Source organism: Citrobacter cronae (genome assembly GCF_016893685.1).
GTDB lineage: Bacteria > Pseudomonadota > Gammaproteobacteria > Enterobacterales > Enterobacteriaceae > Citrobacter > Citrobacter werkmanii.
In genome coordinates, this window is the sequence record NZ_CP069763.1 from 880,277 (window position 1) to 901,089 (window position 20,813).

23 protein-coding genes are annotated in these 20,813 nt (G+C 53.5%); 3 read left to right on the plus strand and 20 right to left on the minus strand.

What is annotated here, in order from left to right:
* The 10 genes from JSN25_RS03915 to fkpA form a co-directional block, all read right to left on the minus strand.
* Nucleotides 1-1,750: glycosyl hydrolase family 18 protein (locus tag JSN25_RS03915; RefSeq protein WP_204525453.1), on the minus strand; the 1,750-nt coding region annotated here is incomplete at its 3' end.
* A gap of 263 nt (nt 1,751-2,013) precedes the next feature.
* Nucleotides 2,014-3,198 (minus strand): elongation factor Tu, encoded by a 1,185-nt coding sequence (tuf, locus tag JSN25_RS03920; protein ID WP_003031109.1) that lies wholly within the window; start codon nt 3,196-3,198, stop codon nt 2,014-2,016.
* A 69-nt stretch (nt 3,199-3,267) separates the two neighbouring features.
* Nucleotides 3,268-5,382, minus strand: coding sequence for an elongation factor G (fusA, locus tag JSN25_RS03925; protein WP_038634754.1), 2,115 nt, complete (start codon nt 5,380-5,382; stop codon nt 3,268-3,270).
* 96 nt (nt 5,383-5,478) lie between these two features.
* On the minus strand, nt 5,479-5,949 hold the full coding sequence (gene rpsG, locus JSN25_RS03930; protein ID WP_003023657.1) for a 30S ribosomal protein S7: 471 nt from the start codon (nt 5,947-5,949) through the stop codon (nt 5,479-5,481).
* A gap of 95 nt (nt 5,950-6,044) precedes the next feature.
* Complete coding sequence (gene rpsL / locus JSN25_RS03935; RefSeq protein WP_003023654.1) at nt 6,045-6,419, minus strand: 30S ribosomal protein S12; 375 nt, start codon at nt 6,417-6,419, stop codon at nt 6,045-6,047.
* A gap of 125 nt (nt 6,420-6,544) precedes the next feature.
* Nucleotides 6,545-6,832, minus strand: a complete 288-nt coding sequence (tusB, locus tag JSN25_RS03940) for a sulfurtransferase complex subunit TusB (RefSeq protein ID WP_038634759.1) — start codon at nt 6,830-6,832, stop codon at nt 6,545-6,547.
* A 7-nt stretch (nt 6,833-6,839) separates the two neighbouring features.
* Nucleotides 6,840-7,199, minus strand: a complete 360-nt coding sequence (gene tusC / locus JSN25_RS03945; protein ID WP_038634761.1) for a sulfurtransferase complex subunit TusC — start codon at nt 7,197-7,199, stop codon at nt 6,840-6,842.
* Nucleotides 7,199-7,585 carry a sulfurtransferase complex subunit TusD gene (gene tusD, locus JSN25_RS03950; protein WP_137351159.1) on the minus strand — a complete coding sequence of 129 codons (387 nt, stop codon included), beginning with the start codon at nt 7,583-7,585 and terminating at the stop codon, nt 7,199-7,201. The genes tusC and tusD overlap by 1 nt, the downstream gene beginning before the upstream one ends.
* A complete protein-coding gene (locus JSN25_RS03955; protein WP_003023643.1) occupies nt 7,585-8,307 on the minus strand; it encodes a helix-turn-helix transcriptional regulator in 723 nt (240 codons plus the stop codon). The genes tusD and JSN25_RS03955 overlap by 1 nt, the downstream gene beginning before the upstream one ends.
* A gap of 167 nt (nt 8,308-8,474) precedes the next feature.
* On the minus strand, nt 8,475-9,293 hold the full coding sequence (gene fkpA, locus JSN25_RS03960) for an FKBP-type peptidyl-prolyl cis-trans isomerase (RefSeq protein WP_038634767.1): 819 nt from the start codon (nt 9,291-9,293) through the stop codon (nt 8,475-8,477).
* A 232-nt stretch (nt 9,294-9,525) separates the two neighbouring features.
* Between fkpA and JSN25_RS03965 the strand changes: the two genes are divergently transcribed.
* On the plus strand, nt 9,526-9,744 hold the full coding sequence (locus JSN25_RS03965; protein WP_038634770.1) for a protein SlyX: 219 nt from the start codon (nt 9,526-9,528) through the stop codon (nt 9,742-9,744).
* Nucleotides 9,745-9,941: 197 nt separating this feature from the next.
* Here the strand turns inward: JSN25_RS03965 and slyD are convergent, their stop codons facing one another.
* The 4 genes from slyD to kefG all read right to left on the minus strand — a co-directional run bounded on the left by slyD (nt 9,942) and on the right by kefG (nt 13,204).
* The gene (gene slyD, locus JSN25_RS03970; protein ID WP_006687368.1) at nt 9,942-10,544 is read right to left on the minus strand and encodes a peptidylprolyl isomerase; all 603 of its coding nucleotides are present in this window, start codon (nt 10,542-10,544) and stop codon (nt 9,942-9,944) included.
* A 94-nt stretch (nt 10,545-10,638) separates the two neighbouring features.
* Complete coding sequence (locus tag JSN25_RS03975; RefSeq protein WP_016154768.1) at nt 10,639-10,839, minus strand: YheV family putative zinc ribbon protein; 201 nt, start codon at nt 10,837-10,839, stop codon at nt 10,639-10,641.
* Nucleotides 10,840-10,847: 8 nt separating this feature from the next.
* A complete protein-coding gene (gene kefB / locus JSN25_RS03980; RefSeq protein WP_038634774.1) occupies nt 10,848-12,653 on the minus strand; it encodes a glutathione-regulated potassium-efflux system protein KefB in 1,806 nt (601 codons plus the stop codon).
* Complete coding sequence (gene kefG, locus JSN25_RS03985) at nt 12,653-13,204, minus strand: glutathione-regulated potassium-efflux system ancillary protein KefG (protein WP_003023629.1); 552 nt, start codon at nt 13,202-13,204, stop codon at nt 12,653-12,655. The genes kefB and kefG overlap by 1 nt, the downstream gene beginning before the upstream one ends.
* Before the next feature lie 132 nt (nt 13,205-13,336).
* Between kefG and JSN25_RS03990 the strand changes: the two genes are divergently transcribed.
* Both JSN25_RS03990 and JSN25_RS03995 read left to right on the plus strand, forming a co-directional pair.
* A complete protein-coding gene (locus JSN25_RS03990; protein WP_085048984.1) occupies nt 13,337-15,238 on the plus strand; it encodes an ABC transporter ATP-binding protein in 1,902 nt (633 codons plus the stop codon).
* Between the two features lie 16 nt (nt 15,239-15,254).
* A complete protein-coding gene (locus JSN25_RS03995) occupies nt 15,255-16,187 on the plus strand; it encodes a LysR family transcriptional regulator (protein WP_069323833.1) in 933 nt (310 codons plus the stop codon).
* 90 nt (nt 16,188-16,277) lie between these two features.
* On the opposite strand, the gene mdcH is transcribed toward JSN25_RS03995, so the two are convergent.
* The 6 genes from mdcH to mdcC all read right to left on the minus strand — a co-directional run bounded on the left by mdcH (nt 16,278) and on the right by mdcC (nt 20,806).
* Nucleotides 16,278-17,174, minus strand: a complete 897-nt coding sequence (gene mdcH / locus JSN25_RS04000; protein WP_204525454.1) for a malonate decarboxylase subunit epsilon — start codon at nt 17,172-17,174, stop codon at nt 16,278-16,280.
* A complete protein-coding gene (locus JSN25_RS04005; protein WP_160955711.1) occupies nt 17,171-17,791 on the minus strand; it encodes a malonate decarboxylase holo-ACP synthase in 621 nt (206 codons plus the stop codon). Before JSN25_RS04005 ends, mdcH begins: the two co-directional genes overlap by 4 nt.
* Nucleotides 17,792-17,794: 3 nt before the next feature.
* Nucleotides 17,795-18,754, minus strand: a complete 960-nt coding sequence (locus JSN25_RS04010) for an AEC family transporter (RefSeq protein WP_065356474.1) — start codon at nt 18,752-18,754, stop codon at nt 17,795-17,797.
* 126 nt (nt 18,755-18,880) lie between these two features.
* Nucleotides 18,881-19,681, minus strand: coding sequence for a biotin-independent malonate decarboxylase subunit gamma (gene mdcE / locus JSN25_RS04015; protein ID WP_069323819.1), 801 nt, complete (start codon nt 19,679-19,681; stop codon nt 18,881-18,883).
* On the minus strand, nt 19,681-20,514 hold the full coding sequence (locus JSN25_RS04020) for a biotin-independent malonate decarboxylase subunit beta (protein WP_038634789.1): 834 nt from the start codon (nt 20,512-20,514) through the stop codon (nt 19,681-19,683). Before JSN25_RS04020 ends, mdcE begins: the two co-directional genes overlap by 1 nt.
* On the minus strand, nt 20,507-20,806 hold the full coding sequence (mdcC, locus tag JSN25_RS04025; protein ID WP_069323817.1) for a malonate decarboxylase acyl carrier protein: 300 nt from the start codon (nt 20,804-20,806) through the stop codon (nt 20,507-20,509). Before mdcC ends, JSN25_RS04020 begins: the two co-directional genes overlap by 8 nt.
* Nucleotides 20,807-20,813: the final 7 nt, after the last annotated feature.

The following is a 20,813-nucleotide window of genomic DNA, read 5'->3' on the forward strand; positions in this document are numbered from 1 at the left end:
TCGTAAACGGGGCAAAGACTTCGCTAAAGGCGTATTTCGCAGCCTGCTGTTCGGTCAGACCGCTGTGCTCAGGGGAAACCTGCCTGGCCACGCCAGGCTGATCGCGCATCATGGACCATATGCCAATCATGCCCAGACCACGATCAGTGGCATCCTGCATCACCAGTTTCGCATCAGACATATAAAACACTTCGCCCTGAACGTCGTTGTAACCGATCATCGGCGTCGTGCCCATCATGGCGTTGATTTCCGCATCGCTCTTGTCAGTGAAAATCTGCTTCATCTGGCTATGGAGGTTTTCAATGGCGGATGTCGCACACTTGCCATGAATGTTTTGGCCTTCAGTACCATCAGACTGGCAAATGCTGTTACCGTAATCCATCGCCATGACGTTGACACCAGCCAGTTCAACGCCCTTGGCTTTCGCATCTTCAAGTACGTAAAGACCTTCAGCCGTCAGGCCCGTCGGCAGAATAGGCAAGGTGTACCAAATCCCGACGCTACGACCTTCTGCTTTCCAGGTGTCCTGAACAGCCTTCACCGCTTCATTACGACGGTTTATGGATTCATGATCCGCAACCCAGGTGCCTTCAATATCGAAGTCCAGCACGTTAAGATTCAGGTTGTCTACAATATCGTAATAATGCTGCTTCAGGTCATTCACATTCTTACAAGACGCTGCCAGTGGGGAGTTATTCGCTCCGCCAATGGAAACCATGATGTCGCCACCTGCTTCACGCAGCGCTTTAATTTTGCTGTACTGAGCGTAGTCGTTAACGTTATATGCGGTACCCCATGTCGGCAGGCAGGTATCTGCATCTTTACTGACCACGAAAGCCATGGTGAAGTGGGTGACATTCTGGTTCTGCGCAAGGCTTGCCAGATCCGGCTGTGAGTTGAGGGTAAAATCGACATATGGGGCATAGACATGCGCAGGCCATGGTGACTTCGGCGTGCCTACTTTTTCTTTGGTGCCGGTCCAGTCGATAAACACGCGCCATGGATTGGTATCAAATGGGGAGACTTTCTGTACTTTGGACTGCGAAACGTAATTACCACCGTTATAGCGGATCAGCGTGCCGCTTTCATATACAGTGGAGGAATTATATTCTGGAGCTTTATTCAACTGGTCCTGAGTATAAGAGACAACAGTGCCCAGTGGTTTCCATGGACGACCATTTGTGCCGGTTGGGTTTTGATTAGCTGGAAGAGAAGGATCATCCCCTACGGTATAAAACAGGGCTTCATATTCCTGGCCATTTTTCTGAACTTTATCGCCTTTATTATAGACGGTCGAGGACGCCCATTGCGTGACAACGGCATAAGCCTCCCATGGATTTTCCTGACCAGGAGCAAAACCATAAGCGCTTTGCGCGACAGACGTTTTATACGTCGCATTATTATAAATAACAATATCACCAGCATTATAAGCGATACTATTGTCATATGCTGGGTAAGTTACCGTACCGCCACCCGTATCGCAGGTTGTTGGATTACCATATTTCGTTATTTCATCAGCGGTCGCTGCTCGCTCGTAGCGCCATGGGTTATTCGCTTCGTCGCCCGCGGCGTTTCCCGGACAATCCGATGCACCTACCCACCACGCATTGCTATACACGCCGCTGTCGAAAATCACTTCATACATACTGCCGCCTTCCTGACCGCTCCATGCTTCCAGGGCAAATGCTGGCAAGGCAGCACATGTCAGCCCCATACAAAATAAGGCTTTTGTTGCGAGATTTAATTGCATTATTAAACATTCCTGTTGTTATAAATCCATCAATTTATTACATATGTATGTAATAACGCATAAGGTAGATATAACAACAAACAAGTTCAATTAATAAAATACAAATCGCAATGCTTTAAGAAATGAACAAACTTATCCTACCAGATAAATTATTTATATATTGAGATTAACTAATATTTCTGAAATCTTTAAATAAACACAAATAAAAAAGCCCCGAAATATATTCGGGGCTTTTAAACTAACTACGTTAAATAAACGTAATATTAGCTCATTACTTTAGCAACAACGCCCGCACCTACAGTACGGCCGCCTTCACGGATTGCGAAACGCAGACCGTCGTCCATCGCGATCGGGTGGATCAGGGTAACAACCATTTTGATGTTGTCGCCCGGCATTACCATCTCTACGCCTTCCGGCAGTTCGATGGTGCCAGTCACGTCAGTAGTACGGAAGTAGAACTGCGGACGGTAGCCTTTGAAGAACGGAGTATGACGGCCGCCTTCGTCTTTGGACAGGATGTACACTTCAGATTCGAACTTGGTGTGCGGCTTGATAGAGCCCGGCTTAGCCAGTACCTGACCACGTTCGATTTCTTCACGTTTGATACCACGCAGCAGAACACCAACGTTCTCACCAGCACGGCCTTCGTCCAGCAGTTTGCGGAACATTTCAACGCCAGTACAGGTAGACTTAGCAGTCTCTTTGATACCAACGATTTCAACTTCTTCACCAACTTTGATGATACCGCGTTCTACACGACCGGTAACAACGGTACCACGACCGGAGATGGAGAATACGTCTTCGATAGGCAGCAGGAACGGCTTGTCAATCGCACGCTCTGGTTCCGGGATGTAAGAGTCCAGGAAGCCAGCCAGTTCGATGATTTTCGCTTCCCACTCTGCTTCGCCTTCCAGCGCTTTCAGAGCAGAACCACGAACGATCGGAGTGTCGTCGCCCGGGAAATCGTACTGAGACAGAAGTTCACGAACTTCCATTTCTACCAGTTCCAGCAGCTCTTCGTCATCAACCATGTCGCATTTGTTCAGGAACACGATGATGTACGGAACGCCTACCTGACGACCCAGCAGGATGTGCTCACGAGTCTGCGGCATCGGGCCGTCAGTCGCAGCAACAACCAGGATCGCGCCGTCCATCTGCGCAGCACCGGTGATCATGTTTTTAACATAGTCGGCGTGGCCCGGGCAGTCTACGTGTGCGTAGTGGCGAGTCGGGGTGTCATATTCAACGTGAGAAGTGTTGATGGTGATACCACGAGCTTTTTCTTCCGGCGCGTTATCGATCTGGTCGAATGCACGAGCAGCACCGCCGTAGGTTTTAGCCAGTACGGTGGTGATTGCAGCGGTCAGGGTAGTTTTACCGTGGTCAACGTGGCCGATGGTGCCGACGTTAACGTGCGGTTTTGTACGTTCAAATTTTTCTTTAGACACGGCTATATTCCTTACTATAGTGCTCTCCCCTATGGAGAGAGCACGGGACTTAGGTTTTAATCCTGTGGCTTATTTACCACGGGCTTCAATAACGGCCTGAGCAACGTTGTTCGGCGCATCGTCGTACTTCAGGAACTCCATGGAGTAAGAAGCACGGCCTTTGGTCAGAGAACGCAGCTGGGTTGCATATCCGAACATTTCAGACAGCGGAACTTCAGCATGGATAACAACGCCAGTGACGTTGGATTCCTGACCACGAAGCATACCACGACGGCGGCTCAAGTCACCGATAACGTCACCGGTGTTCTCTTCCGGAGTCTCTACTTCAACCTTCATGATAGGCTCAAGCAGAACTGGTTTCGCTTTCTTAAAGCCATCTTTGAAGGCGATAGAAGCGGCCAGTTTAAACGCCAGCTCAGAGGAGTCAACGTCATGGTAAGAACCGAAGTGCAGACGCACGCCCAGATCAACAACCGGGTAACCAGCCAGCGGGCCAGATTTCAGCTGTTCCTGGATGCCTTTATCAACGGCCGGGATGTATTCGCCAGGAATTACACCACCTTTGATGTCGTTGATGAACTCGTAGCCTTTCGGGTTTGAACCCGGCTCCAGCGGGTACATGTCGATAACAACATGACCGTACTGACCGCGACCACCAGACTGCTTAGCGTGTTTACCTTCGATATCGGTAACTTTCGCGCGAATCGCTTCGCGGTAAGCAACCTGAGGTTTACCGACGTTCGCTTCAACGTTGAATTCACGCTTCATACGGTCAACGATGATGTCGAGGTGCAGCTCACCCATACCAGCGATAATAGTCTGGTTAGATTCTTCGTCAGTCCATACGCGGAAAGACGGGTCTTCTTTAGCCAGACGGCCCAGAGCCAGACCCATTTTTTCCTGGTCAGCTTTGGTTTTCGGTTCTACCGCGATGGAGATTACCGGCTCAGGGAATTCCATACGTTCCAGAATGATCGGGTGATCCGGGTCACACAGAGTGTCACCAGTGGTCACGTCTTTCAGACCGATTGCAGCAGCGATATCGCCCGCGCGAACTTCTTTGATCTCTTCACGTTTGTTGGCGTGCATCTGAACGATACGGCCAAAACGCTCACGTGCAGTTTTCACGGAGTTCAGGATGGTATCACCGGAGTTAACCACACCAGAGTACACACGGAAGAAGGTCAGGTTACCCACGAACGGGTCGGTAGCGATTTTGAATGCCAGAGCAGCAAACGGCTCATCATCGCTAGCGTGACGCTCAGCCGGAGTATCTTTACCGTCGTCCAGAATACCGTTGATCGCAGGTACGTCGACTGGGGATGGCAGGTAATCAATTACCGCATCCAGCATCGCCTGAACACCTTTGTTCTTAAACGCAGAACCACAGGTTACCAGGATGATTTCGTTGTTCAGAACGCGCTGACGCAGAGCTTTTTTGATCTCTTCTTCAGTCAGTTCTTCACCACCCAGGTATTTCTCCATCAGCTCTTCTGAAGCTTCCGCTGCGGACTCGATCAGGTTCTGGTGCCATTCGTCAGCCAGTTCCTGCATGTCAGCCGGGATATCTTCATAAGTGAAGGTTACGCCTGCATCTTCTTCGTTCCAGTTGATGGCTTTCATTTTCACCAGGTCAACAACACCGGTGAACGCTTCTTCAGCGCCAATCGCCAGCTGCAGCGGAACAGGGTTCGCGCCCAGACGGGTTTTGATCTGACCAACAACTTTCAGGAAGTTCGCACCCATACGGTCCATTTTGTTAACGAACGCAATGCGCGGAACTTTATATTTGTTTGCCTGACGCCATACGGTTTCAGACTGAGGCTGAACACCACCAACTGCGCAGTAAACCATTACTGCACCATCAAGCACACGCATGGAACGTTCTACTTCGATAGTGAAGTCAACGTGCCCCGGGGTGTCGATGATGTTTACGCGATGCGGTTCATACTGCTTAGCCATACCAGACCAGAATGCAGTAGTCGCTGCGGAGGTGATAGTAATACCACGCTCCTGCTCCTGCTCCATCCAGTCCATGGTGGCTGCGCCGTCATGAACTTCACCGATTTTATGGTTTACACCGGTGTAGAACAGAATACGTTCGGTAGTAGTGGTTTTACCGGCGTCGATGTGCGCACTGATACCGATGTTACGGTAGCGCGCGATGGGTGTTGTACGAGCCATTTGATTCCTCGTTTATCTTTTAGGCGTTCAATTTAAGTAGCCCAAAGCGGGCTGCTTACTGGAAGCGCCCGCCTGGTGACTAAAACTCCGAAGGGATTACCAACGGTAGTGTGCGAACGCCTTGTTGGCTTCTGCCATACGGTGAACGTCTTCACGTTTCTTAACTGCAGTACCTTTGTTTTCTGCAGCATCAGAAAGTTCGTTCGCCAGGCGCAGAGCCATGGATTTATCACCGCGTTTACGAGCAGCTTCAACGATCCAACGCATTGCCAGGGCATTACGACGGACCGGACGGACTTCAACTGGTACCTGATAAGTAGAACCACCAACGCGGCGAGACTTAACTTCGACAGTCGGGCGCACGTTTTCGAGAGCTACTTCGAAAGCTTCCAGTTCGTTTTTACCAGAACGCTGAGCCAGGGTCTCCAGCGCGCTGTATACGATAGTTTCGGCAGTAGATTTTTTACCATCTACCATCAGGATATTTACAAATTTAGCCAGCAGTTCTGATCCGAACTTCGGATCCGGCAGAATTTTACGCTGACCAATGACGCGACGACGTGGCATGGAAATACTCCGTTGTTAATTCAGGATTGTCCAAAACTCTAAGAGTTTAGTTTGACATTAATATAAAACGTTTGGCCTTACTTAACGGAGAACCATTAAGCCTTAGGACGTTTCACGCCATACTTGGAGCGTGATTGCTTACGGTCTTTAACGCCGGAGCAGTCAAGCGCACCACGAACGGTGTGGTAACGAACACCCGGGAGGTCTTTTACACGACCGCCACGGATCAGGATCACGGAGTGCTCCTGCAGGTTGTGACCTTCACCACCGATGTAGGAAGTCACTTCAAAACCGTTAGTCAGACGAACACGGCAAACTTTACGCAGTGCGGAGTTCGGTTTTTTAGGGGTGGTAGTATATACACGAGTACATACGCCACGTTTCTGCGGGCATGCTTCCAGCGCAGGCACGTTGCTTTTTGCAACTTTGCGTGCACGTGGTTTGCGTACCAGCTGGTTAACTGTTGCCATTAAATAGCTCCTGGTTTTAGCTTTTGCTTCGTAAACACGTAATAAAACGACCTCATACAATATGAGGACGCAGAATTTTAGGTCGGTGTCGAAAAGGTGTCAAGAAATATACAACGATCCCGCAATTACCAGGACATCTGGTTGGGATGCTTCACCGTAAGTCTGACGAAGTCAGTATAGCTAACCCTGACGACACTGTCTGAAATTTGACCATCTAACCCGCGAGCTTTAATGTCTTCTTCCAGTACAGAGACCTTAATGGAGGCATTTTGCAGACTTTCAAGGAAACGGCTTCCTTCTATTGCGGCAGTCACGCCATCCTGGAGCAGTAAAAGCTCATCGTCTTTTTCAATCAGGCGAAGAAGAGAGGAGAAATCAGTAAGCCACGCGGAGCGGTGTAGTGTGTGCAGCATGAGAGTCTCAAAACCTTAAAATGACGTCATAATTGCCTAGCTCACGGCGCAAATCTTCAGGTTCCAACGGCGTGGCATCAACCACAAAATTAACACCCTGCTGAAGACCCCGCTCACGTAATGAGGCGGCACAAAGCCAACATTGATCGATATCGTACAACTCCAACAGCTTAAACGTTGCGATATAGTTGCGAGCCAGAACGACATCCGGTTGTTGACCCTGGAGGATCTGGAACACGCCATCGCCGATAAAAAACACGCCGAGACCTTCCGTTAGCGCAGATGTCGCCAGTAAGGCATCTAACCCTTCACGGCCGGATGCGCTGCCGTGCGGCACGGTAGAAAAGACAAAAGCAACCCGTTTCATTAAAACTGCACCACGCGATCGCAGGTCAGGGACGCCTCAGCCAGCGAACCCAGCCCGCTGAGATTGAAACCTGATTGTAGATTAGCACCTGCCAGCCCAAGCCGCTTTGCTTCAGCTTCATCAACAACGCCGCGGCGCAACGCCGCTGCAACGCAGATATTTAGCGTCACGCCATGTTGTTGGTTCAGCTGTTGCCAGGCTCGTACCAGATCATACTCATCGCTGGCGGGCGAAGTCAGGAAGTTGGCGTTATACACACCTTCACGATAGAAAAATACGCTGCTTAACTCATGCCCTTCCTTGAGTAGCGCGTGGGCAAATTGCAACGCGCTACTCGCCTGCTGTGTACCATAAGCAGGTCCCGTCACCATGATGGTAAAGCGCATTACTTGTCTTGCCCCTGGAAATCGCCGCTTTTGAACTGGCGAATATAGAGGTAGACCGTGTGCTTGGAGATATTCAGCCGATCGGCGACCTGGTTAATCGCATCTTTAATATCGAAGATACCTTTCTCATACAGATTCAGGACAATCTGGCGGTTTTTCGCATTGTTGGATACATTGCGATCGGCATTCACTTCTTCGATCGTGAATTCCAGCGTCTGGGTGACCAGATCTTCGACTGAAGAAGCAAAGTTCACGGCAGAGCCCACTTCCGGGGTTTCCGGTGGGATAAAGGTATTCATTATCTGCGAGAATGGCACATCGAGGTTCATGTTGATGCACAGCAGACCAATCACGCGATGCTCTCGGTTACGAATGGCAATCGTCACCGACTTCATCAAGACACCGCTTTTCGCACGTGTGAAGTAACACTTCGACACGCTGCTATCCGCACCCGTCATATCATGCAGCATACGCAAAGCAAGGTCGGTTATCGGTGAGCCAATTTTACGGCCCGTGTGTTCACCGTTCGCAATGCGGATAGCTGAGCATTTCAAATCCTGCAAAGAGTGCAATACGATTTCACAATGGGAACCAATGAGCATCGCCAACCCGTCCACTACCGCTTCATAGGATTTAAGGATATCGAAGTCAGTTTGATCGAAAGGACGTTGATCCAGTAAATCTAGCTCACTGGTTTCGTTGGTTAAAAGCGACCTGGACATGAAAAAAAGCACTCCTTTTCAGGAGCCTGTCGTTATGTTGTCAGGGCAGGCTCATCACTATTATAGGGGCATCTAAAGTAATACAGCGCACAAGGCGCTTTCCAGTATTAATTATATCCTGTCGATAATAAAAAACCGCCGCCCTGTGGGCGGCGGTTACTGTTCGCTTACTTTTTGCTGCTATCTGCAGCTTTATCGGCCGGTGCAGCATCTGGCTGCGCCTCGGCTTTCGGTGCCGGTTTGATGTCTAACAGTTCAACATCAAAGACCAGCGTAGAGTTGGCCGGAATACCCGGAACCCCGGTTTTGCCGTAAGCCAGATCCGGTGGGATAACCAACTGAATTTTACCGCCTTTCTTGATGTTTTTCAGACCTTCGGTCCAGCCAGGGATAACACCATCAAGACGGAAAGAGAGCGGCTCGCCACGGGTGTAGGAGTTGTCAAACTCTTTACCATCAATCAGCGTACCTTTGTAGTTTACAACCACGGTATCGCTGTCTTTCGGCGCAGCGCCGGTACCTTCTTTCTCTACTTTGTAGATCAAGCCGGTGGAAGAGGTTTTAACGCCTTTCTCTTTAGCAAATTTCTCGCGGTAAACTTTACCTTTGGCTTCATTGTCAGCCGCGTCTTTTTCCATTTTCGCCTGAGCGGAGCTCTTCACGCGCGCTTCAAACGCCTGCAGAGTTTGTTCGATTTCCTGGTCAGAGAGCTTGCTCTTGTCAGCAAACGCATCCTGAACGCCAGCGATCAGCTGATCTTTATCCAGTTTGATGCCCAGCTTTTCCTGCTCTTTCAGGGAGTTTTCCATATAACGACCCAGTGACGCGCCCAGCGCGTAAGCGGATTTTTGGTCGTCATTCTTGAATGCTGCTTTGCTGTCAGCAGTAGCGGCTGGTTTCGCAGCATCAGCAGCGAAGGTGATCGGGGCATGCAGAGCAACAGCCATTGTGGTCGCCAGCAGCGTTACTTTAAACAGTGATTTCATCCATATCTCCAGGGCCGGGGCATCTCACCCCAGGGTTATCTAACATAAAAATGTACTATAAAGCGTTGCAGAACAAATCAACATACAGGCACGCCCTATTATCACCACTTTTCAGACTCTTTTTGTTTAAATTAGTTTCGTTGCCGAAGATTGAGTGCTGTGCAAACAGGCAAAGTTAAGTAGAATTCGCCGCAGTCCGCGATCTGCCGGAGAAAAAAGAAAGAGGTGAATCATGCAGGATACAACATTAGAAACTCGCCTGGCCGAGCTGGAAAGCCGCCTGGCATTTCAGGAAATCACCATTGAAGAGCTCAACGTGACGGTAACTGCGCATGAACTGGAAATGGCTAAACTACGCGATCATCTGCGTCTGCTGACTGAGAAGCTGAAAGCCACGCAGCCGTCCCACATCGCGTCGCAGTCCGAAGAGACCCCACCGCCGCATTATTAAGACGTAAAAAAAGCGGGGATATCCCGCTTTTTTGTGCCCGATGGCGCGAACGCTTAGCAGGCCTACTCACATATACCCAAAGGATTTCAAATCACAGCAAGGCGGCAAGCTTGAGGAAGTCCCGGGAGCATAGATAACTATGTGACCGGGATTTGAAAGCGCAGCCAACACCGCTGTGGGGTGAAAGACGAAGGGTATTAGTGGCAACCGCAGCCGCCGTTACCTTTACCGCCACCGCCGCAGCAGCCTTCGCCACCGTGCTCGTGACCATGGTCGTGGCCGTGACCACCGCAGCAACCATCGTGACCGTGGTCATGATCGTGGTCGTGACCGTGCGCGCCGTGAACGTGGCCATGAGCCAGTTCTTCTTCGGTCGCTTCACGAATCGCTACAACTTCTACGTTGAATTTCAGGTTCTGGCCAGCCAGCATGTGGTTACCGTCAACCACAACGTGGTCGTCTTCCACTTCAGTAATTTCTACCGGTACTGGACCCTGGTCAGTTTCAGCCAGGAAACGCATGCCAACCTGCAGTTCGTCAACGCCCATGAAGACGTCTTTAGGAACGCGCTGCACCAGGTTTTCGTCGTACTGGCCGTAAGCGTCGTTTGCGCCAACAGCAACGTCGAATTTGTCGCCAACTTCATGACCGTCCAGCGCTGTTTCCAGGCCAGAAATCAGGGAACCGTGACCATGCAGGTAGTCCAGCGGTGCACTCACCGGAGACTCATCAACCAATACACCGTCTTCTGTACGTACCTGATAGGCCAGGCTGACCACCAGGTCCTTTGCTACTTTCATGATATCTCCTGAGCATGGAAAGAATAGTGGCGCAGATTGTAGCGGAATTCTGCACCCGTGTACCCTCTAGCTTAAAAAAAGCTGCGCCATATCGCTAGTCCGGATGAAAAATCCCGATCACTTGCTCTTCTTTGCGAACATGTTCGCGCGCCTCTTTATCGGCTTCCCGCATCTGATGCCCGCACTTAACACACTCAACAATATCGATATTATTTTCGCGCCACATCGCCAGCGTATCCTGCGCCTGGCAGGACGGACATTTTGCGCCTGCAATAAAACGTTTACGAATTGCCATGATTACCTCTACTCAAATTCATCCCAGCCATCCAGCTGACGCCGCTCTTGCTGCATCTCACGTTGGAAAATTTCCTCCAGTTCACGCCGGGCTTCCCTGGCTCGCGAGATTTGTACCGTGTCTGTATGCATGGGAATCAGTTCCCGCAACATGCGCATATCGAGCCGCCGAAAATGCAGCTGAGCGCGCTGAGCCTGGTGCGGATGCATCCCCAACGTGACCAGCGTTTTACGCCCCAACTCCAGCGCACTGGAGAACGTTTCGCGGGAAAACTGCGTCACCCCGGCCTGTAATAACTCATGCGCCTCTACACGTCCGCGCGCTCGCGCAAGAATATGCAAATGCGGAAAGTATTGTTGGCAAAGCTCCACCAGTTTCATGGTGTCTTCGGGTTCATTACAGGTAATGACGATGGATTGCGCCGCCTCTGCCCCCGCAGAACGCAACAGATCCACTTGGGTGGCATCTCCGTAATAGACCTTATAACCATATTTGCGCATCAGATTCACAGCGCTGATATCTCGCTCCAGGACGGTAATACGCATTTTATTGGCCATCAGTAAGCGACCAATAACCTGACCAAAGCGTCCAAACCCCACGACAATGACCTGCGGTTTATCATCCTCCACCCAGGGTTTTTCATCTTCTTCATCCGGGCCGTTAAACTGGCGGGAGAGCCATTTATCAATCAGCTTCATCACCAGCGGCGTGGTCATCATCGACAACGTGACGGTCACCAGCAGTAGCGCCATTTGATCGCCCTGAAACAATCGTTGCGAGGATGCCGTTGAAAACAGCACGAAAGCGAATTCACCGCCCTGGCTTAACACGCCGGCAAACTGCATTCGTTCAGAGCTTCTCATGCCGTTCAGTCGTGCCAGCACATACAACACCAGCATCTTCACGACCACCAGCACGATTACGCTCGCCGCTACCCACAGAATATGGGTATAGAGCACGCCGAGATTGAGCGACATGCCGACGGAGATAAAAAACAGTCCGAGCAACAGGCCCTTAAAGGGATCGATTGCCGTTTCCAACTCATGGCGGTATTCGCTTTCCGCCAGCAGCACGCCCGCGATAAACGTTCCCAGCGCCATCGACAATCCCAGCGCATCCATAAATAGCGCGGAACCCAGTACCAGCAGCAGCGTAGCGGCGGTGAACACTTCCCGCACGCCAGAACCCGCAATGAAGCGGAAAACAGGGCGCAGCAAATAGCGTCCGCCAATCAACATGCCGGCGAAAGCCAACACCTTCATGCCCACTTTGATCCAGTCAAAATGTTCATCAGCAGACCCCGCCAGCAGTGGAACCAGCGCCAGTGCGGGGATTACTGCCAAATCCTGGAACAGCAGCACCGAAAAACCCAGTTGCCCGGATTCGCTGCGGTTCATGCCTTTTTCGCGCATCAACTGTAGCGCCATGGCGGTCGATGACATCGCCAGACCAATGCCGCCGACCACTGCCGCTTGCCAGGAGAATGCGGTCAGCATCAGCAAGCCAGCAAGTACCACTGCGCTCAACATCACCTGCGCGGCACCGACGCCAAAAATTGAACGCCGCAATTGCCATAACTTAGCCGGGTTAAGTTCCAGCCCAATGATGAACATCAAAAAGACGACGCCCAGTTCGGAAAAGTGCAGGATTTCATCTACATCGCTAATGAATCCTAATCCCCACGGGCCGATAGCGATCCCCGCCAGCAAGTATCCTAATACCGGGCCAATACCCAGCCGCGATGCCAGCGGCACCGCAGCGACCGCCGCGAAGAGGAACAACACTCCCGCGGTCAATAAATCAGAACCTTCCATCAGCGGCCTCCCACAGGAATCGGATTCGCCAGCCAGTCACCGTACGCTTTAGCATGGCTGTCCAGCTCCTGCTTCGTTTGCCGCCTTGCCCAGTAAACGATGATTGGGCTCATCCAGTGCATGCGGCACATACCGGCCGTTAGCTCAAAAGGGCGCAGTACATCGCTCATCGGATAACGGTTCAGCGCGTCATAACGGTACGCGCTTTCCGGTTCACCGGTAGTGATGACGCTTCGCCAGTACTTTCCCGCCAGTTGATTCCCTCCGGGACCGCTGGCAAATCCGCGGCTCAGAACACGGTCAAGCCACTCCTTTAACAGCGCCGGGCAGCTATAGGTGTAGAGAGGATGCTGAAAAACAATCACATCATGCTCGCGCAGCAGCGCCTGCTCATGCGGAATGTCGATAAAAAAATCAGGATAGTGCGCGTAAAGATCGTGCACGGTCACATTACTGAGCTGCATGGCCGGTTTAAGCAGAACCCGGTTCGCGACCGAGTCCTGAGATTCCGGATGGGCATACAGCAGCAACACTTTCGCTGGCTGGAACATCATCCCCCTCCCGGTTTTGTCTTTTGTCTATTTTCGACGTTTTGGGCTACCATGGCGCCTCAGTGCGGCAAACGGCCCACACATTACATTATCATAATGATAAATTAACATAGTCTGAACATACGGCGCCTTATGATTGTTTTCTCATCGTTACAAATTCGTCGCGGCGTGCGCGTCTTGCTGGACAATGCCACGGCCACTATTAATCCAGGGCAGAAAGTTGGTCTGGTGGGCAAAAATGGCTGCGGTAAATCTACTCTGCTGGCATTGCTGAAAAATGAACTCAGCGCTGACGCCGGAGGATTTACCTATCCGGGAAACTGGCAGCTCGCCTGGGTGAATCAGGAAACGCCAGCGTTGCCACAGCCCGCGCTGGAGTACGTGATTGACGGCGACCGCGAGTATCGTCAACTGGAAGCGCAGTTGAACGATGCCAACGAACGTAACGATGGACACGCCATTGCCACCGTCCATGGCAAGCTGGATGCCATTGACGCCTGGACCGTACGCTCACGCGCGGCAAGCCTGCTGCATGGCCTCGGCTTCTCCAATGAACAGCTTGAACGTCCGGTCAGCGATTTTTCCGGCGGCTGGCGTATGCGTCTTAACCTGGCCCAGGCGCTGATTTGCCGTTCAGACCTGCTGCTGCTTGATGAACCGACCAACCACCTCGATCTTGACGCGGTGATCTGGCTGGAAAGATGGCTGAAAAGCTATCAGGGCACGCTGATTCTGATTTCCCATGATCGCGACTTCCTCGACCCGGTGGTGGACAAAATTATTCATATCGAACAGCAAACCATGTTCGAGTACACCGGCAACTACAGCGCGTTTGAAATCCAGCGTGCGACCCGCCTCGCGCAGCAACAGGCGATGTACGAAAGTCAGCAGGAGCGTGTGGCGCACCTGCAAAGCTATATCGATCGTTTCCGTGCTAAAGCAACCAAAGCAAAGCAAGCGCAGAGCCGTATCAAAATGCTGGAACGTATGGAGCTCATTGCCCCGGCGCACGTGGACAACCCGTTCCACTTCAGCTTCCGTCAACCGGAAAGCCTGCCAAACCCGCTATTGAAGATGGAAAAGGTCAGCGCCGGCTATGGCGATCGCGTCATTCTCGATTCGATCAAACTGAATCTGGTGCCGGGTTCACGCATTGGCCTGCTCGGTCGTAACGGTGCGGGTAAATCAACCCTGATTAAGCTGCTGGCGGGTGAACTGGCCCCCATCAGCGGTGAAATTGGTCTCGCCAAAGGCATTAAACTGGGTTACTTCGCGCAGCATCAGCTGGAGTTTTTACGTGCCGATGAATCGCCCATCCAACACCTGGCGCGCATGGCGCCGCAGGAACTGGAGCAGAAACTGCGCGACTACCTCGGCGGATTCGGCTTTCAGGGCGATAAAGTCAGCGAACAGACCGCCCGCTTCTCCGGTGGTGAAAAGGCGCGTCTGGTGCTGGCATTGATCGTCTGGCAGCGCCCGAACCTGCTGCTGCTTGATGAACCGACTAACCACCTGGATTTGGATATGCGTCAGGCGCTGACCGAAGCGCTGATCGATTTCGAAGGCGCGCTGGTCGTAGTCTCGCACGACCGTCATCTGATTCGCTCCACTACCGACGACCTCTATCTGGTGCACGACAAGAAAGTCGAGCCGTTTGACGGCGATCTGGAAGATTATCAACAGTGGCTGAGCGATGTGCAGAAACAGGAGAACCAGAGCGACGAACCGGCGAAGGAGAGCGTGAACAGCGCCCAGGCGCGTAAGGATCAGAAGCGTCGCGAAGCTGAACTCCGCACCCTGACGCAGCCGCTGCGCAAAGAGATCACCCGTCTGGAAAAAGAGATGGAGAAACTACAGGCGCAGTTGGCGCAGGCGGAAGAGAAACTCGGTGATAGCGAACTCTACGATCAAAGTCGCAAAGCCGAACTCACTGCCTGTTTGCAGCAGCAAGCGAATGCAAAATCCGGGCTGGAAGAGTGTGAAATGGCCTGGCTGGATGCGCAGGAACAACTCGAACAGATGCTGGCCGACTAACGATGGGAAGACGATGATGAATCAGCTGACGACCAACGATATTACCTTCCGCAAGCTGAGCATCTTCATGACCTTTATGGAGAAGGGTAACATCGCCCGCACCGCCGAGGCGCTGAACATCAGCGGCGTTAGCGTTCACCGGGCGTTACACACGCTGGAAGAGAACGTTCGTTGCCCGCTGTTCGTTCACAAAGGGCGTAATCTTATCGCCCAGCCCGCAGCGTGGACGTTGCTGGAGTACTGCCAGGAAGTCACCCAATTGATGGAACGCGGGCTGGAAGAGGCGCGCAAAACGGCAGGCGTGGGTCAGGGCCGCCTGCGCGTGGGTACGCTCTACTCACTGACGCTGGAGACGGTACCGCACCTGATTATGGGCATGAAGCTGCGCCGACCTGACCTGGAGCTGGATCTCACCATGGGCTCCAACGAAGCGCTGCTGAAGATGCTGGAAGACGGCGTGCTGGACGCCATCCTCATCTCCATTTCCGAAAGCGAAATCGACCGCAACAGCCTCGAAGTGCTGCCCCTGTTCCACGACGATATCTACCTCGCCGCACCGATGTCAGCTACGCTGGACGCCACCATGAAGGCGGACCTGCGCCACTATCGCAATGAGAAATTTGTCTCGCTGGCGGAAGGATTTGCCACCTACGCCGGTTTTCAGGAAGCATTTCATATCGCCGGGTTTGAGCCTGAAATCGTTACCCGCGTAAACGACATCTTCTCCATGCTCAGTCTGGTACAGGCAGGGGTGGGTTTCTGTTTAATGCCGGGGCGAATGAAGAAAATGTATGAGAATACCGTGAAGCTGCAAAAACTGGCTGAGCCCTATCAGATGCAGCAGCTTATCGCGATTGTCTTTGCCCGCAACCGCGAGCGCGACCCAAGCCTGTTAGCGCTGGCCGCCGAAGGGCGCATGTACGCCAGGACGCTGAACCAGAACGCCTGAATCGCCGGATGGCGACGCTTCGCGTCTTATCCGGCCTACATCAGGTGCGAGCCGTAGGCCCGATAAGCGCAGCGCCATCGGGCAATCACATCACGCACGAAGGCGTTTCGCCAGATGCACGGCAACATCGACGCCGCTGCGCTCCAGAGAAATAGACTCCCCTTCCCACGCGGCCTGACGCGTCAGGCAGGTCAGCACGCCACCGGGCGGCATTTCAATCGCCAGCCGCGCTTCACGTTCGTTAGCGGAAATCACCGCCTCCTGCCAACGCACCGTGCGCGCCATATTCATCGCCAGGTCATCAGCAATGCGTTCCGGCTGCCACAGCACGCGTCCGGTACTGCCGCTCAGGTAGGCATAGCGCGGACGGGAAAGCGTCACGCGGCTAAACGCTTCCACCAGCTTTTGCGCGGGCTCGACCAGCAGTTCACAGTGCGACGGCACACTCACCGCCAGACGAGAAGCCTTACTGGCCCCTTTGGCCATCGCGCGTTTTGCCACTTCCGCCATCGCTTCATCGGTACCCGCAATCACAATCTGCGTTTCGGCATTCAGGTTGGCAATATAGGTTTCGCTGTCTGCCACCAGGCTTTCCACCTGACTTAACGTTAGCCCCATAATCGCCGTCAGGCCGTAACCATGTGGGTATGCTTGCTCCATTAAGTCACCGCGCAGCGCCACCAGCGTCAGCGCATCGGCAAAATCGAGCGCACCGGCAACCACCGCCGCCGGGTACGCGCCAATGGAGAGTCCACTGAGGATATCAGGCGCGACACCACGACGTTCAAGCTCACGCGCCCAGGCAACGCCGGCAATCAGCAGAGACAGTTGAACGGCTCGGGTATGTTTCAACGCTTCAGGGCTATCCAGCGTATCCACCTCTGCGCCCAGCACTTCACGCGCCTGAGCGAGCTCCGCCCCCGGAAGGTTTTGCAGCATACCTTCGTGCTGTGTCCCCTGCCCCGGGAAGGTAAACAGAATTTTCATGACTCCTCCCTGCCCCACGGATCGCGCACCAGTTGCGGCCCCTTTGAGGTTTTTAACAGCGCTTTTCCATCACGCAGCCATTCATTGAGGGCAAAGCCGCCGCGCGGAGTATCCACTTGGGTATCCGCCCGGCACAGTCCGCCCATCAGTTGCTGCTGCCACTTCTCCAGCGCTTGTCGGGAGAGCGGCTGAGGCGCGCGGATCAGCAGATCAAGATCGCTTGCCGCGTGGATCACCGGGATCCCGGTCGCCAGCGCATAGCCGGTACTCCCGGAAATGCCCCACGTCCACGGCCACGACTGCTGGGCCAATAATAAAGCCACCTGAAGCGGCGGCTGAGAGATAAAGGGCGAACGCAGCAGCGTCTGCGGGTCCACCAGCGATTCCGGCGAGCAGACGCGAACGACCGCCTCCGCTTTCACCCAACCGGCGGCGCGCTGGTCGCGCTTCATCCCGCGGACGCCCACGGGAATACGCCCCTGCGCATCAACATCACGGCGCACGACCACCGGCAGACCGCTATGCCAGACGGTATCCACCCAGGATTCCGTGACATCCTCGAGCGCGTCGCGTGCGTTCAGCCAGATAAGATCGTGTGGACGTAATGTTGTGCTCATGATTTAGATTCCTGAAGTCAGCGAGATAAACAGCGGCAGCGACAGGATACACAGTACAGAGCTCAACAGCAGCACGGCTTCTGCATCTGGAGACTGCACGCCAAAGCGGTTACCGAACACCACGCCGAAGAAGCCCGCGGACAATGCAATCATCAGGATGGCAGTGATAGCCACGGAACCATGCAGGCCGAAAATCAGCACGATACCCCAGGCAATGGCCGGTTGAATCAGCAACTTAGCGATGGTGGAAGTAATCACCACGGTATTGATTTGCAATTTACGCGCAGAGAGGATAACACCGGTCAGGAACAGCGCCGCCGCAGTAGCAGACAGACCCAGCGGTTTGATCGCCGCCAGCACCAGCTCCGGCATTTTAATACCAATGGCGGAAAGGATAACCCCCAGCAGCGGGCCCATTACGATTGGCTTTTTAATCGAACGCCACATCAGTACCGGCAGCATAGAGAGCGTAGAACCGGTGTTACCGCCTTCCGCACGCGCTTTTTCACGTTCGAGGATCAGCAGGCAGAACGGTGTCATCAGTACGGAACCGCAGGCAATGGAAACGGCAACGGAAAGCGAGGTGGAAGAGGTTTCACCCAGCACGCTACCCAGAATCGGCAGACCCAGCGCGGCATAGTTTGGCAGCGCAACGGTCAGGGTCAGCACGGCGGCATCCTGTGGAGATTTCTTGAAAACTTTGGTCGCCATAAAGTAGATAGCGGCATAGGTAATCCACATCGCCAGCGTCAACACCACAATCAGCGGTGACTGAGCCACGATACCGGCCCACGGCGTTTGTACCGTGGCGCTAAACAGCGCTGCGGGTAACGCAAAGTCCATCACGAAAATATTGAGCAGGGAGACATTCTTGTTGTCGACCATTTTGGCCTTCCCGGCCCAGAATCCCAGCAACATGATGACGAAAATCGGAGCAAGAGCATGAACAATTACGTAAGTCATATTTCACCTGTAATCTTAAAAGAAGTAGCACTGACGCGATGATTGTTATTTTTCGGATGCAGCGACCCACGCGGGTGCAGTCACTGCACCCGCGGAGCCGTACATCCGGCAGGTCTCTTTTTTTACTTACCAGCTTGCTCGCATGCGTTCGCGTACGAGGGCAGAGCTGCGGCGATTGTCGGCACCCAGACGGCTTTTAAGCGTAGGGTCCTGACGCGCGTCGTTGATGGCCTGTTGCAGGGTGTTTTTCACCAGCGCCAGGTCTTGTGCGGATGGGGCATCCGGGTTGCTGATATCCAGCAGGTTTTCCAGCAGGCCCAGGGTGGCGTAGTTGCTGATGTCATAGGCCATCGGCGGAATAGTTGCCGCCAGTTTTTCCAGCGCCTCAACGGTACGCAGGGTAATGCGCGCCGCGGACTCTTTGCCCATCGCGTGAATCAGTACGCCTTTATCGTTGAAGGCGATCAGACGGTTTGCCTGGTAGCCGTGCGCCAGAAATGCCCCGGACATCGCTTTACCGACGATAAGACCAATCACCGGGTGGCCTGCCAGACGCGCATTGGCATACGCCGCAGCTGCGCCAGCCAGCGCCTGATGAATGCCAAAGCCTTCTTCACGACGACCATAGGCCTGGCTGGCGACGTCAATCACCGCCACAATCGGGCGCTTGACGGCTTTATCGGCATCGGCGGCGATGGTTTCACTGACAACTTTCGCAAGCCACCAGCCTTCCAGCAGACCGACTTCACCTTTAGTGGCGCGCGGATAGTGGTTATGGGCATCCGGAACGACGGCGATAAAGCGCACGTTTTCACCGTTCAGCTCGCCATCAGCGGCCTGTACGGACGGGCACAGCCCTGCAATACGTTTGGCGCCTGGCGCCAGCGTTTCCAGCCATAATTCGCCACGGCTAATTACGTTACTCATCATTTCACCTCCCGGGCGAAGAGCGCTCTAATCTGTTCTGAATCGGCCTGTTTGCGGGTATCAAAATGGCTCAGGCGGTCGAGATACCAGTCGTAATTATCGGTGCGATGTTTTGCCGGAACGCCTTTCGCCAGCGCCTCGTTCATGGCGGCTTTCACCGCGTTCACACCGTCGTTGACCAGTGCTTCTACCAGCCCGCTTTCGTAGCGAACTTCACCACCGGTCATGCTCCAGATGAACGGACGGTCGCGGGAGTCATACTCTTCAATCCCGGCTTCCTGTTCGATTACCTGCGGGCCGTTCAGGCCGAGACGCGCTTCGCGGGTCACAATCAGATAGCTACACAGCGCCGCCGCGATGGACATCCCGCCGAAGCAGCCCACAGTACCGGCCACAATGCCAACCACCGGGGTGTAACGACGCAGATCCACAATCGCCGCATGAATATCGGCAATCGCCGCCAGACCGAGGTTCGCTTCTTGTAAACGAACCCCCCCGGTTTCCAGGCTCAGTACCGCCTGAGTAGGAATGCCGTTACGGTTATCTTCCGCCGCCAGCTCCAGCGCCGCTGCCATTTTGGCACCGGACACTTCGCCCATGCTGCCGCCCTGGAACGCGCCTTCAATCGCTACAACAACGGCCGGTTTACCATTGATGGTGCCTTTTGCCACGACCATGCCGTCATCGGCCTGTGGAACAATGCCCTGTGCGCCGAGCCACGGCGACATCACGCCTTCAAACGGGTCGAGAAGTTCACGGTAGCTGCCTTCATCCAGCAACGCATGCGCACGCTGGCGTGCTTTTAATTCGATAAAACTGCGGTCATCACGCATAGCTCACCTCTTCAAAAACCTGTTCGATACGAATGCGCGCCACGCCCGGCGTCGCGCCGAAGTCATGGATGGTCAGTTTGCCTGCAGGCAGGCTGCTGACCGTCTGCAGACGGTTGAACAGCGCTTCCCAGCGGCGGGTGCTGTTATTGACAGAAGTGGTGATATCAATGGTTAACGTCTGGCCCTGGTCGGCGGTGAATAACACCTCCATATCCCCGGAGCCCACAACGCCTGCCAGCGCTTTGCCGCTTAAGGTGCGGCTGGCCGGTACGGTTAACGTAATGTGTTCCATAACATCC

Coding starts and splice junctions, on each gene's coding strand:
- fusA (WP_038634754.1), bottom strand. CDS start 5,382: ATGGCTCGTACAACACCCATCGCGCGCTACCGTAACATCGGTATCAGT.
- rpsG (WP_003023657.1), bottom strand. CDS start 5,949: ATGCCACGTCGTCGCGTCATTGGTCAGCGTAAAATTCTGCCGGATCCG.
- rpsL (WP_003023654.1), bottom strand. CDS start 6,419: ATGGCAACAGTTAACCAGCTGGTACGCAAACCACGTGCACGCAAAGTT.
- tusB (WP_038634759.1), bottom strand. CDS start 6,832: ATGCTGCACACACTACACCGCTCCGCGTGGCTTACTGATTTCTCCTCT.
- tusC (WP_038634761.1), bottom strand. CDS start 7,199: ATGAAACGGGTTGCTTTTGTCTTTTCTACCGTGCCGCACGGCAGCGCA.
- tusD (WP_137351159.1), bottom strand. CDS start 7,585: ATGCGCTTTACCATCATGGTGACGGGACCTGCTTATGGTACACAGCAG.
- JSN25_RS03955 (WP_003023643.1), bottom strand. CDS start 8,307: ATGTCCAGGTCGCTTTTAACCAACGAAACCAGTGAGCTAGATTTACTG.
- fkpA (WP_038634767.1), bottom strand. CDS start 9,293: ATGAAATCACTGTTTAAAGTAACGCTGCTGGCGACCACAATGGCTGTT.
- JSN25_RS03965 (WP_038634770.1), top strand. CDS start 9,526: ATGCAGGATACAACATTAGAAACTCGCCTGGCCGAGCTGGAAAGCCGC.
- slyD (WP_006687368.1), bottom strand. CDS start 10,544: ATGAAAGTAGCAAAGGACCTGGTGGTCAGCCTGGCCTATCAGGTACGT.
- JSN25_RS03975 (WP_016154768.1), bottom strand. CDS start 10,839: ATGGCAATTCGTAAACGTTTTATTGCAGGCGCAAAATGTCCGTCCTGC.
- kefB (WP_038634774.1), bottom strand. CDS start 12,653: ATGGAAGGTTCTGATTTATTGACCGCGGGAGTGTTGTTCCTCTTCGCG.
- kefG (WP_003023629.1), bottom strand. CDS start 13,204: ATGTTCCAGCCAGCGAAAGTGTTGCTGCTGTATGCCCATCCGGAATCT.
- JSN25_RS03990 (WP_085048984.1), top strand. CDS start 13,337: ATGATTGTTTTCTCATCGTTACAAATTCGTCGCGGCGTGCGCGTCTTG.
- JSN25_RS03995 (WP_069323833.1), top strand. CDS start 15,255: ATGAATCAGCTGACGACCAACGATATTACCTTCCGCAAGCTGAGCATC.
- mdcH (WP_204525454.1), bottom strand. CDS start 17,174: ATGAAAATTCTGTTTACCTTCCCGGGGCAGGGGACACAGCACGAAGGT.
- JSN25_RS04005 (WP_160955711.1), bottom strand. CDS start 17,791: ATGAGCACAACATTACGTCCACACGATCTTATCTGGCTGAACGCACGC.
- JSN25_RS04010 (WP_065356474.1), bottom strand. CDS start 18,754: ATGACTTACGTAATTGTTCATGCTCTTGCTCCGATTTTCGTCATCATG.
- mdcE (WP_069323819.1), bottom strand. CDS start 19,681: ATGAGTAACGTAATTAGCCGTGGCGAATTATGGCTGGAAACGCTGGCG.
- JSN25_RS04020 (WP_038634789.1), bottom strand. CDS start 20,514: ATGCGTGATGACCGCAGTTTTATCGAATTAAAAGCACGCCAGCGTGCG.
- mdcC (WP_069323817.1), bottom strand. CDS start 20,806: ATGGAACACATTACGTTAACCGTACCGGCCAGCCGCACCTTAAGCGGC.